The sequence below is a fragment of the Sagittula sp. S175 genome, assembly GCF_049800975.1.
In the GTDB taxonomy this organism is placed as follows: Bacteria; Pseudomonadota; Alphaproteobacteria; order Rhodobacterales; family Rhodobacteraceae; genus Sagittula.
In genome coordinates this window covers 65,384-80,708 of sequence record NZ_JBNAGB010000009.1, presented here as the reverse complement: position 1 = coordinate 80,708, position 15,325 = coordinate 65,384, and the positions used below count along the sequence as shown (strand labels likewise).

At 65.3% G+C, this 15,325-nt stretch carries 13 protein-coding genes; 1 reads left to right on the top strand and 12 read right to left on the bottom strand.

What is annotated here, in order from left to right; all coding sequences use genetic code 11:
- The first annotated feature begins 207 nt into the window (after positions 1-207).
- Positions 208-2,196 carry an acetoacetate--CoA ligase gene (locus ACP16H_RS13315; RefSeq protein WP_425072798.1) on the top strand — a complete coding sequence of 663 codons (1,989 nt, stop codon included), beginning with the start codon at positions 208-210 and terminating at the stop codon, positions 2,194-2,196.
- Positions 2,197-2,200: 4 nt separating this feature from the next.
- On the opposite strand, the gene ACP16H_RS13310 is transcribed toward ACP16H_RS13315, so the two are convergent.
- The 12 genes from ACP16H_RS13310 to ACP16H_RS13255 all read right to left on the bottom strand — a co-directional run bounded on the left by ACP16H_RS13310 (position 2,201) and on the right by ACP16H_RS13255 (position 15,298).
- Positions 2,201-3,514 carry a type II toxin-antitoxin system HipA family toxin gene (locus ACP16H_RS13310; RefSeq protein WP_425072797.1) on the bottom strand — a complete coding sequence of 438 codons (1,314 nt, stop codon included), beginning with the start codon at positions 3,512-3,514 and terminating at the stop codon, positions 2,201-2,203.
- Complete coding sequence (locus tag ACP16H_RS13305; protein ID WP_425072796.1) at positions 3,514-3,765, bottom strand: helix-turn-helix domain-containing protein; 252 nt, start codon at positions 3,763-3,765, stop codon at positions 3,514-3,516. Before ACP16H_RS13305 ends, ACP16H_RS13310 begins: the two co-directional genes overlap by 1 nt.
- Before the next feature lie 434 nt (positions 3,766-4,199).
- Positions 4,200-4,520, bottom strand: coding sequence for a 2Fe-2S iron-sulfur cluster-binding protein (locus ACP16H_RS13300; RefSeq protein ID WP_425072795.1), 321 nt, complete (start codon positions 4,518-4,520; stop codon positions 4,200-4,202).
- Positions 4,521-4,530: 10 nt separating this feature from the next.
- Positions 4,531-5,268 (bottom strand): SDR family NAD(P)-dependent oxidoreductase, encoded by a 738-nt coding sequence (locus tag ACP16H_RS13295; protein ID WP_425072794.1) that lies wholly within the window; start codon positions 5,266-5,268, stop codon positions 4,531-4,533.
- Complete coding sequence (locus ACP16H_RS13290) at positions 5,256-5,906, bottom strand: HD domain-containing protein (protein WP_425072793.1); 651 nt, start codon at positions 5,904-5,906, stop codon at positions 5,256-5,258. The genes ACP16H_RS13295 and ACP16H_RS13290 overlap by 13 nt, the downstream gene beginning before the upstream one ends.
- The gene (locus ACP16H_RS13285) at positions 5,903-7,339 is read right to left on the bottom strand and encodes an aldehyde dehydrogenase family protein (protein ID WP_425072792.1); all 1,437 of its coding nucleotides are present in this window, start codon (positions 7,337-7,339) and stop codon (positions 5,903-5,905) included. Before ACP16H_RS13285 ends, ACP16H_RS13290 begins: the two co-directional genes overlap by 4 nt.
- Positions 7,340-7,348: 9 nt before the next feature.
- Entirely contained in the window at positions 7,349-7,942 is a 594-nt protein-coding gene (locus ACP16H_RS13280; protein ID WP_425072791.1) for an HD domain-containing protein, read from the bottom strand.
- A 57-nt stretch (positions 7,943-7,999) separates the two neighbouring features.
- Positions 8,000-9,811 (bottom strand): PEP-utilizing enzyme, encoded by a 1,812-nt coding sequence (locus tag ACP16H_RS13275; protein ID WP_425072790.1) that lies wholly within the window; start codon positions 9,809-9,811, stop codon positions 8,000-8,002.
- Positions 9,812-9,901: 90 nt separating this feature from the next.
- Entirely contained in the window at positions 9,902-10,957 is a 1,056-nt protein-coding gene (locus tag ACP16H_RS13270) for a PEP/pyruvate-binding domain-containing protein (protein WP_425072789.1), read from the bottom strand.
- Positions 10,954-12,210, bottom strand: coding sequence for a cytochrome P450 (locus ACP16H_RS13265; protein ID WP_425072788.1), 1,257 nt, complete (start codon positions 12,208-12,210; stop codon positions 10,954-10,956). The genes ACP16H_RS13270 and ACP16H_RS13265 overlap by 4 nt, the downstream gene beginning before the upstream one ends.
- A 109-nt stretch (positions 12,211-12,319) precedes the next feature.
- Positions 12,320-13,750 (bottom strand): AfsR/SARP family transcriptional regulator, encoded by a 1,431-nt coding sequence (locus tag ACP16H_RS13260; protein WP_425072787.1) that lies wholly within the window; start codon positions 13,748-13,750, stop codon positions 12,320-12,322.
- Between the two features lie 84 nt (positions 13,751-13,834).
- A complete protein-coding gene (locus ACP16H_RS13255; protein ID WP_425072786.1) occupies positions 13,835-15,298 on the bottom strand; it encodes a mannitol dehydrogenase family protein in 1,464 nt (487 codons plus the stop codon).
- Positions 15,299-15,325: the final 27 nt, after the last annotated feature.

Genomic DNA, 15,325 nt, shown 5'->3' with positions numbered 1-15,325 from the left:
CTTCATCTTGATACAAATACCGCGGGGGGTCTGCGCGCGTCGCGCAGACAATGGGGGCAGCGCCCCCACCCCGAAGCGAAGGCCGCAGGCCGCAGCCGAGACATCCAGCCCCCGAGGCCGCAGGCCGAGACACCCAGCGCGGCACAGCCGCACAATATACCAACATCCGGGGCCCCACACCCCGCCCGACAGGAAAGACCGCGCCTCATGACCCAATCCGGTGAAATAATCTGGCAAGCCTCCGACGCCCGCAAACAGGCCTCCCACCTCACCCGCTTCATCCAGTGGCTGAACGCCCGCGGCCACGCCTTCACCGGCTACACCGACCTCTGGCACTGGTCCGTCGAAGACCCCGCCGCCTTCTGGCAGGCCATCTGGGACCACTTCGACATCCTCCACGACGGCCAGATCGAGCAGGTCATGACCGACGACCCCATGCCCCGCACCCGCTGGTTCACCGGCACCTGGGTCAACTACGCCGAACACGTCCTCCGCCACGAGGGCGACGACCCGACCCGCACCATGCTGCACCACCAGTCAGAACTGCGCCCCCTCTCCACCATGTCCTGGGGCGAGATCGGACAGGCCACCCGCCGCCTCGCCAGCACCCTTCGCGAAATGGGCATAGGCCCCGGTGACACCGTCTGCGCCTACATGCCGAACATCCCCGAAACCGTCATCGCCATGCTCGCCACCACGGCCATCGGCGCCACCTGGTCCTCCGCCGCCCCCGAGTTCGGGTCGCAAACCGTCATCGACCGCTTCTCCCAGATCAAACCCAAACTCGTCTTCGCCACCAACGGCTACCGCTTCGGCGGCAAGGACTTCGACCGCACCGACGACCTCACCAAGATCCTCTCCCACCTCCCCGACACCCAGCACCTCGTGATGCTCGACTACCACCCCGACTGTGCCAAAACCCCGACCTTCCACGGCGAAACGCTCACCTGGCGCTACATGCTCTCCGGCCCCGCCATCCCGCCCGAGGACTTCCGCTTCGAACGCGTGCCCTCCGACCATCCCCTCTGGGTCCTCTTCTCCTCCGGCACCACCGGCCTGCCCAAGGCCATCACGCACACCCACCACGGCATCCTCGTCGAACACTACAAATCCGCCGCCTTCCACTTCGAGATCCCCGAGAACGGCGCGCTCTTCTTCTACTCCACGACAGGCTGGATGGTCTGGAACACGCTGATGTGGGGGCCGCTCATGAACGGCCGCGCCGTGCTCTACGACGGCCACCCGGCGCATCCGGACGCCTCGCTCCTCTGGGACATCACCGACAAGACCGGCACCACCACGCTCGGCGTCTCCCCCACCTACATCCAGATCGTGCGCCAACAGGGCATCTCGCCCCGCGCCCGCTTCGCGCTGAAACACCTGCAATCCGTCATGCTCGTCGGCTCCCCCGCCACGCCCGAGGTCTTCGACTGGACGCTCGAACACGTCTCGCCCACCGTCTGGCCCACCTCGCAATCCGGCGGGACCGAGGTCTGCTCCGGCCTCCTCGCCGGCTCCCCCCTGCTGCCCACGCGGGCAGGCGAAATCCAGGCCCCGGCACTCGGCACCCATGCCGTGGCCCTCGATGAGGACGGCCAGCAGGTCACCAACGAACCCGGCGAACTCTGCATCCTGAAACCCATGCCCTCCATGCCGCTGATGCTCTGGAACGACCCGGACTTCACCCGCTACACCGACAGCTACTTCGACACCTATCCCGGCATCTGGCGCCACGGCGACCGCGTGCTCTTCAACGACCACGGCGGCGCGCATGTGCTGGGCCGCTCCGACGCGACGCTCAACCGCTACGGCGTCCGCATCGGCTCGGCCGAGATCTACCGCACGCTCGAAACCTTCCCCCAGATCGCCGACAGCCTCATCGTCTGCATCGAACTGCCCGACGGCGGCTTCTACATGCCCCTCTTCCTCGAAATGGCACCGGGCCACGAACTCACCCACACCCGCACCGCCGAGATCCGGCAAAGGCTGAAGACCGAGCGTTCCCCCCGTCACGTCCCCGACGAGATCATCGAAGCCCCCGCCATCCCCCTCACCCTCACCGGCAAAAAGATGGAAGTCCCCATCCGCAAACTCCTCCTCGGCCTCCCCCTCGCCAAAGTCGCCAGCCGCGACGCCTGCCGCAACCCGCAGGCACTGGACTGGTTCGTGGATTTCGCAGCCAAACGCGCGTCCTGACGCCTCAGGGCGCGGCGATGGTCAACCGACCCAGCCGCGCCCGCACCCCGGCCTCGACCGAGGCCACCAGGGCCTCCGGAAACCCCGCCGGCAATACCGCCCGCGCACCTTCAAGCGCCTCCGGAACCGCTTCGGCAACCGCCTCGACCAGCGCCCGCGCGCGCTCCGCCGACAGGCCCCCGGCCACCGCCGTCTGCACGAAATGCCGTCCCGTGACGGCATCGAAACGGTAATGCCGCCGGTCCCCAAGGCTCATGGCCATCCGGAACTGGCCATGCCGAACCTGCCCCGCATCCAGCGCAGGCTGCCCGCTCAGGACGTCATAGACGGGCGTCGCAGCATAGCCGCCACCGGGCCTCAGGAACAGGCTGTAATTCTTCGCGTGCCCGTCCGGCGCGCCGATCAGCCAGAAGATCACCAATGTCTTCAGGAACCGCTCCCGGTCCTCGGTCGGCCGGTCGCTGCCTTCCAGCACGCGCAGCACGTCCACGGCCCCCGGCCCGCCATCCCCTTGGTATTTCAGCGTCGGCGGCACCGAAAGGGACTGGCACAGATCCTCCTGCGGCACCCGCAGCAGCCGCCCGTCCCGCGCCCAGAGCCTGTCGAACCGCTCGATCACCAGCGCCTGCGTCTCGCCGAACGTCTCCATCCATGCCACGTTGACCGGCAGACCAAAGGCCTCGACCAATTTCAGGCAATAGAACTCGTTTTCGACGCTGTCCGTCAGGTCGATCCCGCCGGGCAACTGCCCGACCCGCGTCTTCAGCAGATGCGTCGTGGGTGTCGTGCCGAAGGGCCGCTTCCACTGCCCGTCATGCCTCAGCAAGGCCGTCTTCTCCTGCGCCCCGGCCACCGAAATGCGAAAGTCATCGTCGCCCCGCAGCCCCAGCGGCGCGCGCGCCAACCCGTTCAGGATGCGCTCGATGGCGGCACCGTCGACCGTTTCGCCCTCGATGGCCCCCGGCACGCCCGGCACCTCGCCCTCCGGCAGGAACTGCAAGGCGCCGATGCAGTCGCGCCCGATCCGGCTCAGCAGGTCAAAGGCACCGATGCCCCGCGCGCCGACACGCTCCGCCACCTGCCTGCGCAGGGCCTCCGAGTCCGGCAGCAGGTTCTCGAAAACCGCGCTGACCACCGCGCCGCGATAGGGCATTTCCCGCAAGGGCATGGACAGCGACACCGCCATGGCGGGCGCCCATCCCAGCCAGTCCGCATGGTAGGCGAACTGGATCGCGCCGCTGGCCTCCCGCGTCAGCGTGCCGACGCGACGCCCGTTGAGGAAGACCGCCAAAGGACGGTACGCCGGTCTGCGCCCCATCAGAACAGCGTAGCGATGTCATCCGGCCCGCCCCTGTCACGCGGACCGATACGAAACTCCAGCTCCAGTGCCGCCAGCAGCGACAGGACAGAGGCCATCTTGGCCGGTTTCTCCCCGGTTTCGATATCCGACACGGTGCCCTGACGCAGGCCCGCCCGCCGGGCAAGCTCCGTCTGTGTCCAGCCACGCTGCTTCCGGGCGCGCTGGATGGCGGTGCCGATCTGTTTGGGGGTGCGGGCGATGTCATCCATGGCCCTCAATATACGCCACACCAAATATTTCGTCAATATACGCCAAAACGCATAAAACAAACTTATACGGAATAGCGTATATTGTGAATTTATACGCCAAAGCGCATAATAATCTTTGCCGATCACCGTAGGGTGCGTGATCTCACGCACCTGATCCGCACGGAACCGCCCCGGTTAACGCCAAACCTTACCGTTAACCAATCCTCTCCCGCTCCTCCCTCCCCCAAACCCTTAACAACCGGCCGGAACCACCCCTGAAACCGGCCGGTTCACCCCCTGACAAACCATGAATCCGGGCCCAACCCCCATCGGGGCGAAGTGGCCCACCCGGGGCCCCACACAACATCTTGCGGCGCGCGGTCGGGTAACCTTTGCGGCGGCCATGAAAAAAGGGGCCCGCAGGCCCCCGTTACCAATTAAGTCACAAAGCTTGCTCAGCGCCCCGTCGCCACCGCGAAAACCGCGCCCTCCAGCGCCGCCGAGGCCTTCACCTGGCACATCAACCGACTGTTTTCTTTGGGTTCATGAGCCATGAACTCGATCGTATCCGCTTCATCATTTAGCGGCTCCGGCAGCGCCCCCTCGGGTGCCTCCACGACATAGCAATGGCACGTCGCGCACATCGCCGACCCGCCACATTCCGCAATGATTCCAGCCACATCCGCGTCCCGCGCAGCGTACATCAGCGGCTCGCCCTCCTTGGCCTCGACCTCGCGCCGCGTCCCGTCCGCCTCGACAAACGTCACTCTAACCATCTGTTTTTCCTCAGATAAATTGCTTCCCGCCATCCACCACCAGTGTCTGCCCGGTGGTGAACGACGCCAGCCCCGACGCCAGGAACAGCGCCCCTCCGACGATATCCGCGACCTCTGCACTGCGCTTCAACGCCGCCCGATCCGCGCCATATTCCTTAGCATTATCAATATGATCGAGGCTCGCCTCGGTCAAGGTGAACCCCGGCGCCAGCGCATTCACCCGCACGCCATCTGGCCCCATTTCCTTCGCCATCACCCGCGTCATCGCAATCACCGCGCCCTTGGACGCCACATAATGCATCCACTGCGGCGACCCCGACAGCACCGTCGCCGACGCCACGTTGACGATCGCCCCGGAACTCTTTCTCAACAAAGGAGAAAATGCCCGGCACATCTGCCACACGCCCTTGATGTTGACCCGCATCACCCGGTCCCAAACCGCCTCGTCGATCTCCTCGAACGGCCCTCTCGGCAGCCCCGCGTACAGCGCCGCGTTGTTCACCAAGACGTCGCACGCCCCCGCCTCCGCCGCCAAGGCCGCGCAGCTGTCGAAGTCAGTCACGTCCACCACCGCCGAGCGGCAGTTTTCCCCAAGCATTTCAGCGGTTTCCGCGACACCCGCCGCATTCACGTCAGCCACCAGAACATGCGCCCCGGCCTCCACGAAAGCCGCTGCAAAGGCCCGTCCAAGCCCCCCGGCCGCCCCGGTGACCACGACCCGTTTCCTATCCAGTTTCAGCTGGTCCATGACGTATTCTCCGTCTCGCGCACCACCGGGAACTCCGGTCCACGCCCAAGGTATTGAATGATCTCGGCTTCTGCCTTTACCGCCCGGGTCTGCCCCTCTGCCAGCGCGCGTCCCGCCGCCGTCAGCATCAGGGGGTTCGACCGCTCTTCGAGCATCAGGATCACCTCCGACAACGGGATTCCGTACCAGCCCGCGATCGTCCGCATCCCGTGCGGCGTCGACCGCCAGCCTTTGTCGGCGTCCTTCACCACGGCGTCATTGATATCCTTGGCAAATTTCTCGGTATCGTGGCCGTCGATGATCGCGCAGACTGCGTCGATATCGACCCCCTCGGGGCGCAGGCGTTCGAGGATCTCCCGCGCGATCTCCACCCCGTACAGCTCGTGATCCCGCACTAGGTCCGGCCGCGACGGGCGACGCCCCACCGCCAGCAGCAGCAGTTCCGATGGCACCCGCTTCCAGCCCACATCATGCAGCAAGATGGCGGGCAACACGACGCTCTCATCCGCCTCCGGGATCTGCGCCAAAAGGACTTTGGCAATCTCGTAAGCGATGATCGTGTGCTCGTCGTTGTTGCGCACATCGAGGTAGGGTCTAGCCGCCTCCCATAGGGGCAGATCACGCGCACTGAACGTCATGCTGGCACCTCGTAGCTCAGGTACATGGTCTTGTACTCCAGGTAAGCCTCTACACCGTAACGACCTTTTTCGCGGCCCAGACCGCTTTCCTTCATCCCGCCAAAGGGCACGTGGTGGGACGAGCGCTGGATGTCGTTCAGCCAGACGGACCCGGCCTCAAGCCCTTCGCAAAGCGTCAATCCGCGTGCCAGATCGCGCGTGAACACGAAGCCCGCCAGCCCGTAGCGCGAGGCATTGGCATGGCGCAGCGCCTCTGCGGCACTGTCCACCGGGCAGATGCCCACCACCGGGCCAAAGGTTTCCTCGGTGAGGATCAGCATGTCGTGCGTGGCATCGGCGATCAGGGTCGGCTCGTAGTAGGACCCACCGGCAAACGCGGCCCCAGAGGGGCGCGCACCGCCGCAAAGCACCCGCGCCCCCTTGGCCCGAGCGTCCGCGACCTGCGTTTCAGAATTGGCGCGGATGCGGTCGTTCACCAATGGCCCGAGGTCCCCCTCACCGCCCGGTGCGGCAAGGGTATATTTACCAACTGCCGCCACCATGCTGTTCAGGAATTCGTCGTAAACGGGCCGCTCCACGTAAACACGGTTAACGCGGTAACAGAATTGGCCGGTGTTGGCGAAACCATGGCGCGCGATGGCGGCGACGGCTTTCCCGATATCCGCATCGGCGCAGACGATGGCGGCGCTCTGGCCGCCCAGCTCCAGCGTCAACCGCTTCATCGTGCCGACGGCTGACGCGGCGATGGCCTTGCCCGCCGCCGTACCCCCGGTGAAGGCCACCTTGCGCGGCACCGGATGCGCCACCAGCGACGCGCCGATCCCGCGCCCCGTCCCGGTCACCACATTGAAACAGCCCGCCGGCAGGCCTGCCGCATGGAACACTTCCGCCAGTTTCAGCGTCGACAGCGGCGTGTCCTCGTGCGGCTTTGCCACCACGGTACACCCGGCGATCAGCGCTGCGCCGAGTTTGAACATCAGCAATGTAATCGGGTAGTTGAAGGGCGTGATCGCCACGACGACTCCCACCGGATCACGGGTCACGATGGTCTTTTCACCGGGCGCAGACCCCAGCGGCATGGTCGCCTGCAAGCGCAGACCTTCCTCGGCGTAGATGTCCAGCAGGTCCGCCGACCGCGCGATCTCGCCGATGCAGGCCTCCAGCGGGCGGCCCAATTCGAGGTGCAACAGCTGTCCGACCTCGGCCGCGCTGTCCCGCATGGCCTGGGCGCAGGCCTTCTGGATGCGCACGCGTTCCGTCATCGGCACCTGCCGCCATGCCTCAAACGCCCGCGCAGCCGACGCCACCGCCGCCTCGGCATCCCCCGCCGCGCCATCGGGCACGGTATCGACCTGCGACCCATCGCGCGGATTCGTCACCGGCATCCGGGGCGCGTCGCTGGCGTGCCAGGCGCCGTCGATGAACATCTCCATCCCTGCCTCCTAAAGAACGTGCAACATCAGACACTTGTGGCTGTCCGCCAGCGTCTCGGCGGCCCAACGCCGCCCCTGTTCCGTTTCCACTTTCCCGGTCTCACCCGCCAGCTTTCGGGCGTAGTCACCGGGTGTCATGCCAAACCAATCCGAGGCCACGGAAATCCCCGTCACCTCGAACCGCCACAGCTTGTCCGCGTCGCGCACCACGCGGTCGTTCAGGTGGTGCGGATGGGGCCGCGTGTCATGGCCGTCGATGATCTCGCAAACCTGCGCGATGACCTCTTCGGCCCAGCCGCAGTCCTTCAGCACGGGCACGGCAAGCCGCACGCCCTCGGCCTCGTGCAGATACCGCACGTCCGATTGCAAAGGGTTCTCCGACCGGAAACCCTCCGCCACGATGCGTTCCATATCAATGGCATACCAGCCGATGTCGTGCAGCAGGATTGCCAGCAGGCAGACGTCCGGGTCGGCCTCCGGGTGCGCCTCCACCAGCTTCACCGCCCAGGCGAAGCTCAAGGGGATGTGCACGTCGTTCTTGCGCGCGCGCATGTAGGGTTCGGCCCTGCGCCAGACGGGGTCGTAGCGAGTCAGATCGATCATCAGGAGTGGTCCGGTATGAATGTGGGGAGAGGCCCGAAGGCCCCTCCCCGGGGAGGATCAGTCGAGGATCGTCACCGTTCCCGCATTGCCATCGACGCGCAGCTTCATGCCCGTCTTGATCCGCGACGACGCGTTGCCGGTGCCGGTCACGGCGGGCAGACCGTATTCACGGCAGACAATGGCCGCGTGGCTCATCATGCCGCCGATGTCGGTGACCGCCGCGCCGATCTTGCCGAAGACAGGCGCCCAGGACGGTGCCGTCACCGGCGTCACGAGGATCTCGCCCTTCTGCAGCTCGCCCAGCTGGTCCGGCGAGGACAGCACGCGCGCGACACCCTCGACGCAGCCCGGGGCCGCCGCCATGCCTTCGAGGTCGCCCGAGGCATCGTCCGTCTTCACCCAACGCTTCACCGCGTCCGAGGTGATGCCCCAGAGCATGATGGTGAACGGCTCGGTGATGACTTCCGGCGGGTTGTTCAGCGCGGGCAGCGGGCGTTCCGCCGACAGGGCCTCGTAGATCTTGCGGCGACGCTTGATCTCGTCCGGCCAGTGGATCGCCCCGCGCGTCTGCACGCCGATCGCCCAGCTGGAGGAATAATCCCACAGCACGTCGCGCACTTCGTTGCGGTTGAGGAAGAACATGTCGTCCTCGTTCTCCCAGAAGCCCTGCTTGGCCAGCAGCGACGACAGCTGGCGCATCTTGCGCCAGAAGACGCCCAGTGCCCAGTGCTCGATGTAGAAGTTGTGGTCTTCCACGTAGGGGAACACCGTCCGCGCAAGGCCCAGCTTGCCGTCAAAGACCGCCTGCGCCTCTTCGTCCATCATGTCGCGATATTCGCCGGTGATGCGGTCACGCTCGGCCAACAGCTTGGCGGTCGGACGCATGATCTCTTCGCCCTCTTCCACGCGCTCGATGTAGTCGCGCAGGTAGGCGAAAGGGATATCCAGGTGATCGATCCAGTACTTGTCGGTCGAGTAGAATCCGTTGCCGGAGGTGAAGTTGAACCACGGGTCCTTGGCCTCTTCCCAGCGCGCGATCCATTCCGCGCCCCTGGGCTGTGCGGCGACGGCGGCCAGCGCCTCGTCCACGGTCCCGGTCTTGAGCGCGTCGGCGACGCCGAGGGAGACGGCGAGCTTGGCGAGGTTCTTGATCTCGTCATCGGGGCGGAAGAGCTCGGAATCGACGCCCTGCACCATCTTGGCAATGGCCTGATCGGGGATCGTCGGGAACTGCTCTTTCATGAAACCAAAGAAGTCGAGGTAGGCAGCGTACCCCAGGTTCAGGAATTCGAAATGGTATTGCCAGATCTTGTAGGCCAGTTCGATCGCCTTGTCGTACTGGTCGAACAACTGGTTCGTCGAATCCAGACCGACGCCGCCGGTCACCACGTCGATGTCCTCGACTTCGGGCAGCTCTGCGAAGTTTAGGGCGTCCAGCTCCTTGATCTTCGCCAGAACCTTGTCCTTCCACTGGGCGTACAGGTCGCCCCAGTTCATGAAGTAATGGCCCGCGCGCTCCATGAACTGCGGAACCCGTGCCTCGATCTTCTCGGGCGCGACGGCGACCGGCGAGAAATAGACGTAGCCGTTCAGGATGCGGTAATCGACGCCATTGGCGGGCGGCACCAGCAGGTGACGGGTGTTGTACTGGCCCAGACCCTTGATCGCAAAGTCCAGCATCACCGTGTCAAACGGACGGAACGGCGTCGGCCAGTGCTGCGAGTTGCAGAACCAGAAGGTGTTGTCTTCCTGCTCGCGGCGCGCGGCCTGGAAGTGCGTGTAATAGGGGTAAAGGCTCTCCCAGCCTTCGGCACCGGCAGGCGTCGGCACCTCGAAGGCACTGGGGAACATCGGCTTCATTACGTCCATTCTTGTTTCCTCCCTGGGAATGGCATTGGCCCCGAACGGGGCAAACCCGGGCGCGGCTCCTCCTGCCGCGTCCGGGGTACTCGGGTCCGGTCAGCCCTTCGCGGCCAGCGGGTTGTTCAACGTGTTCACGATGCCCAGCATCCCCGTCATGTAGGACTTGGGGGCCTCTTTCTTCTTCTGCGACCAGATGGTTTCCGGGCGCGATTGCAGCGCCAGCAGGTTCTCGCCCTCGGGCAGGTCGGCGTCAATCGCCCACTCCACGTCCTGCGGGCATTTGTTCTGCTTTTCCAGACGCTTCGCCAGTCGCGCCACGGCCATCACCTCCGCATCCGTCAGGCTGGAGACCTTGCGGCGATCCTCCGGCACCTCGCGCTCGATGGCCTCACCGGCCTCCGGATCCCCCACCAGTTCGACGTGCTTGTCCGAGATCTTGCGGTTCAGGATCTCTTCGAGAACCTTCTCTACCGTGTAGTTGTCCGGCGTCACCAGACCCGAAACGACCGTCTCGCCCAGACCCCATGCCGCGTCGATCACGATGCGGGTGCGGTCGCCTGTGCCCGGGTCCAACGTCATGGCGACGCCAGCCGCCTTGGCGTTGACCATCTTCTGCACGCCCACGGACATGAGCACGTTCAGCTGGTCGATCTTGTTCTTCGCCCGGTAGGCCACCGCGCGCGTTGTATAGAGCGAGGCCCAGCAATCGCGGACGTGGGAGACCACGTCATCGGCGCCCTGCACCCACAGGTAGGTGTCCTGCTGTCCCGCGAAAGACGCATCCGGCAGGTCCTCGGCCGTGGCCGAAGACCGCACCGCAACCGGAACGCTCCCCATCGCCGCATAAGCCTCGCGGATGGCCTGTTCGACCTCCGCCGGCAGGTGGTGCGAGCGGATGCGAATGCGGATCGCCTGCGCCGCCTTGTCGACGCTGTCGATGTCATCCGGGTCGATGGCATTGAAATGGCGGGTGATTTCCGCCTTCAGCCCGTGATGGTCCAGCATCGCCGCATAGGCCTCGGTGGTCACGGCAAAGCCTGGCGGCACCGCGACACCGGCCTGTGTCATCTCGCCCAGCGAGGCACATTTGCCCCCCACGCGGTTGAAGTCGGCATGGGAGATTTCGTTGAAGTTCAGCGTATAAAGGCTCATTTGTCAGCCATCCCGTCCCATTCGACCATGACAGATTCCGGCACGCGGAAGGTGATCGAGCGCAGGTAATGCGGCTCGAACCCCGGCGCGAGGCGCAAGCTGGGGAAACGCGCCGAGAGCTGTTTGACCAGCGCGACCGCTTCCATCTTGGCCAGCTGGAAGCCGAGGCAGTAGTGGATGCCATAGCCGAACGACAGGTGCGTGCGGGCGTTCTGACGGGTGATGTCCAGCGTTTCACCATTCTCGAACTGGCGCTCGTCGCGGTTGGCGGAGCCGGTCAGCATCAGCACCTCCGCGCCCTCGGGCAGCTCGACGCCGCCGACGGTGCGGGCATAGCGCGCCTTGCGCCGCCAACCTACGACAGAGGGCATGAAGCGCAGCATTTCCTCGACCGCGTTGGGGATCAGGCTCTCATCCGCGATGACTGCGTCCCATGCGGACCGGTTCTGCATCATCGCCAGCACGTAGTTGCCCATGAAGGTCGAGGTCGTCTCGTGCCCGGCAAACAGCGTAGAATAGAGGATACCGGCGATCTCGTCGCGGGTGATGTCAGCGCCTTCGGCCTGCGCCTTCAGCAGGTCCGACGGGAAGTCGTCGCCGGGGTTTTCCGAGCGCATGTCCAGCAGGTTGTGGATGTACTTCCAGTAGGCGACCATGTCGTGGGCGACGGGGATCTGCTCCTCGTCGGTCAGGTCCGACCAGGTCATCTTCTGCCGCGAAGCACCGTATTGCTTGATCTTCGGCACGTCCTCGTCGGGGATGCCCATCAGCGTGAACAGCACGAAGGCCGGCACCGGGAAGGCGACGATTTCCCAGAAGTCGACCGGCTGGCCCGCCTTGCCCGCTGCTTCGAGCTTGTCCAGATGGCGCGCGACGATCTCCTCGATCTGCGGCGCGATGGACTTGAACCGGCGCGGGCCAAAGCAGCCCTGCGCCACTTTGCGGATGCGGGTGTGATCCGGCGGCACGCGGGCGGTCAGGCCGCTGTAGGCGGTGAAGCCCCCGTCGGTCAGCACCTTGCGCCCTGCCTCGCACATGGGCCGCATCGGCTTTTGCGCGTTCTCCGACGAGAAGCATTTGAAATCGTCAAAGATCTCCTTGATGTCGTCGTAACGCGACACCACCCAGTAGCCCGAGGGCTCGTGGTAGAAAATCGGCGCTTCCTCGCGGAATTCGTGCCACTGCGCGTGCGGCGTGTTCAGATCGAACGGATCAAAGGCATCCGTCCCGCGAACGGGTTCCATAACGGTCATGCTGTCCTCCCTTGCCCGCCCCTCCTCGGGCGGGAAGCCCTGTTCGAGAGCTTTCGAATCAAGGTAGACAAACCGCTTTGGTTTTTCTTTGGCCCTCTTTGGTTTTCTCTTAACGCCTTGTTAACGCGAGATAGAGCGCCTGAATCTCTGTCCCCTCGACGCTTGAATCGATCTGCGCCAGCGCGGTCTTGTAGGCCCGGTATTGCCGCGCCATGGCATCCATGCGGCCTTGCGCATGGTAGACCCGCAGCGTCTCGGCATGGGCATCGTCGGACAGCGGGTCCATGGCCAGCGCCTTCTGGCAATGCTCCAGCGCGCGCCGCAGCCGCCCCTCCTCGCGCCACAGTGCCGACATCTGGCTGTGCAGCTTCAGAGCCATCTCCCGCAGCCAGACGCGCTGCGGCAGGCACCAGTCCTCCTGCTCGTCCTCGACATAGCCCACCGGCAGGTCCTGAAAGAGGTCCCCGGTATAAAGCTGCTCGGCCGTGTGATAGACCTCCAGCGCCTCCTTGCGCTGCCCGCGTCGCGACAGGGACATACCTCGCCGACACAGCTGCTCGAAGCTGGTGATGTCGACCCATGACCCCTCGGGCGCATTCAGCCGGTAGAAATCGCCCGTCCGCAGGATGGATTTCGGATCGCCCAGCGTCTTGCGCAGCATGGCCACCGTGTGATGCAGGCGGGCGCGCTTGCCCTCCTCGTCGCCTTCCCCCGGCCAGAGCAGTTCTGCCAACCGGTCCGAATGCGCCCCAGTCTCGCCCTTGGTCAGCAGGTAGGCGAACAGCGTCCGAGTCTTCTTGGGCGCGCCGCCTTTCAGCTTCCAGTCCACCCGCTCGCCACCGCGATAAACACGCAGCTGGCCAAGACAGCATATTTGCCAGCTCTCGCCCCCCGCCTCGGTCGACACGCTCTGGGCCTGCCCCAGCCAATCCGGCGCCCCGCCATGGGCCGCGAACCGGTCATCGCGGGCAAAGACCCCCTGCCCCTCGTAATCCGGCACGATCCGGCCCAGCAGCCATGACATCTGCTCGCCCACCGGAGCGCGCCTTTGCTCCGGCGGCATCCAGTACGGGTTTTCATACAGCCCCGATGGCGCAAGGAACTGGCGATGTGCGCGGAACGCGACAGGCACCTGCGCGTCGATCAACATCGTCCCGTCATAGCACGAGACAACGGACACCTCCTGCGCCGACAGGCTTTGGGCCACCTCGCCCCACCGCGCAATCCCCTCTGCCCCCTGCGGCAGCCGCGACACCCAGCGCATGTCCAGCAATAGCCGCGTCGGCCCCTCTCCGGCCCAGCGTCGCAGCGCCGCCGACACCGCTTCGGCGCTGAACCGCTCCTGGTCCAGCGCGATCTCGGCGGGGCTCAGCCGCAACGCCGCCCGCACCCCGCGCAGGAAACCGCTGCGGTCGGACACGACAACGACCCGTGCCGCATCCGGCAGAGCGGCCAGTGCCTCGACGGGAAAGGTGCCGCCCCCCGCATCGAACAGCGCGGCGTTGAAGGCGGAAATCACGGACAAACTGGTGTCGTTCATCCCGACACATTAGCGCCAAAGAAACGCCAAGGCACGCCTCACTTCTGTGGGGCGTGCCTTGGACCCGGCAGGGGAGGATACAGTTCAGCCCGCCAGATACGCTTGCAGCGTTGCGCGCGTGCCATCGGCCCAGAGCATCGTCAGCCACTTGTCAAAGGCCGCGACAAACGCGCTGTTCTGCCCGAGGTCGCCGTAGATCTGCTCCTGCGCCAGCCAGGCCGCGGGCTCGTTCTTGGCGGCCAGCGCCGCGTCCGACAGCGCGCCCCAGACCGGATCGTTCGGCTCGATATTCGTGCCATCCTCGCGCACCCCGATGCACATCCGCGCCCAAAGCGCCTCGACCAGCGCCAGCCCCTCGATGGTGCCGCCCGCCGCCAGTGCATCGCGCAGGATCGGCAGCACGAAGCCGGTGTGCCGCGACGACCCGTCAAAGGCCACGCGTCGCACGGTGTCGTGGATCATCGGGTTGGAAAAGCGTTGCGCGATCAGCTCGGCATAGGCCCCCGGCTCCATCCCCGGCACCGCGTGCACGTAAGGTACAATGCAATCCTTCTCGACCTTGGCAAAGAAGGCGGCCACATCCGCGTCCTGCATACAGGAGGCGACCGTCGGCAGCGAAAGGATTTCCCCGGCATTCGCAAGCACCTGATGACCTGCGTTCAGGATGCGGATCTTCATCGTCTCGTAGGAATGCACATCGTCGGTAAAGGTCGCGCCCGCCAGTTCCCATTCGGGCCGGCCTGCGCAGAACGTATCCTCGATCACCCACTGGCGAAAGTTCTCATGCGTGACCGGCGCGGCATCGTCGATCCCAAGCCCCTGCACCAGCTCGATTTCCTTCGGCCCGGTGGCAGGCACGATGCAATCCACCATCGAATTCGGGAAGGTGCAGCTTTCCTCGATCCAAGCCGCCAGATCGCGGTCCGACAGGCGCGCGAGCCCCACGACCGTCTGCCGCAGCACCTCCCCATTGCCTTGCAGGTTGTCACAACTTTGCAGCGTGAACGGACCTGCCCCCGAGGCCCGGCGCGCCTTCAGCGCCGCCACGATGGCCCCAAAGGCCGTGCGCGGCGTATCGGGGTTCTCAGCGTCGTGCTGGATATCCTCATGCGCGGAATCGAACGCCCCCGAAGCGGTGACGTAATACCCGCCCTCAGTCACGGTCAGCGCCACGATGCGGATCTCCTCGCGCGACATGGCAGTAATCAGCGGCCCGTTGCCTTCGACGATCTCGATGTAGTCGATCATCGCGCCGGTGACCTCGGCCGACTGCCCCTTCGGGTCCAGTTCGATCAGCGTCGTCAGGCAATCCTGCACCTTCAGCCGGTCGCGCATGGCGGCATCATAGGGCCGCACACCCGCGCCGAGGATCGCCCAATCCTGCGCCCGCCCAAGCTGCATCAGTCGATGCAGATACCACGCCTGATGCGCACGGTGGAAATTGCCAAGCCCGATATGCACGATCCCGGGGGTCAGGGCCGTCCGGTCATAGGTCGGGCGCTTGATGCCCTTGGGCAGGTCGTCGAGGGTGGCGTTCGAGAGGTTCATATCAGTGTCCTTTACGGGTTGGCCCCG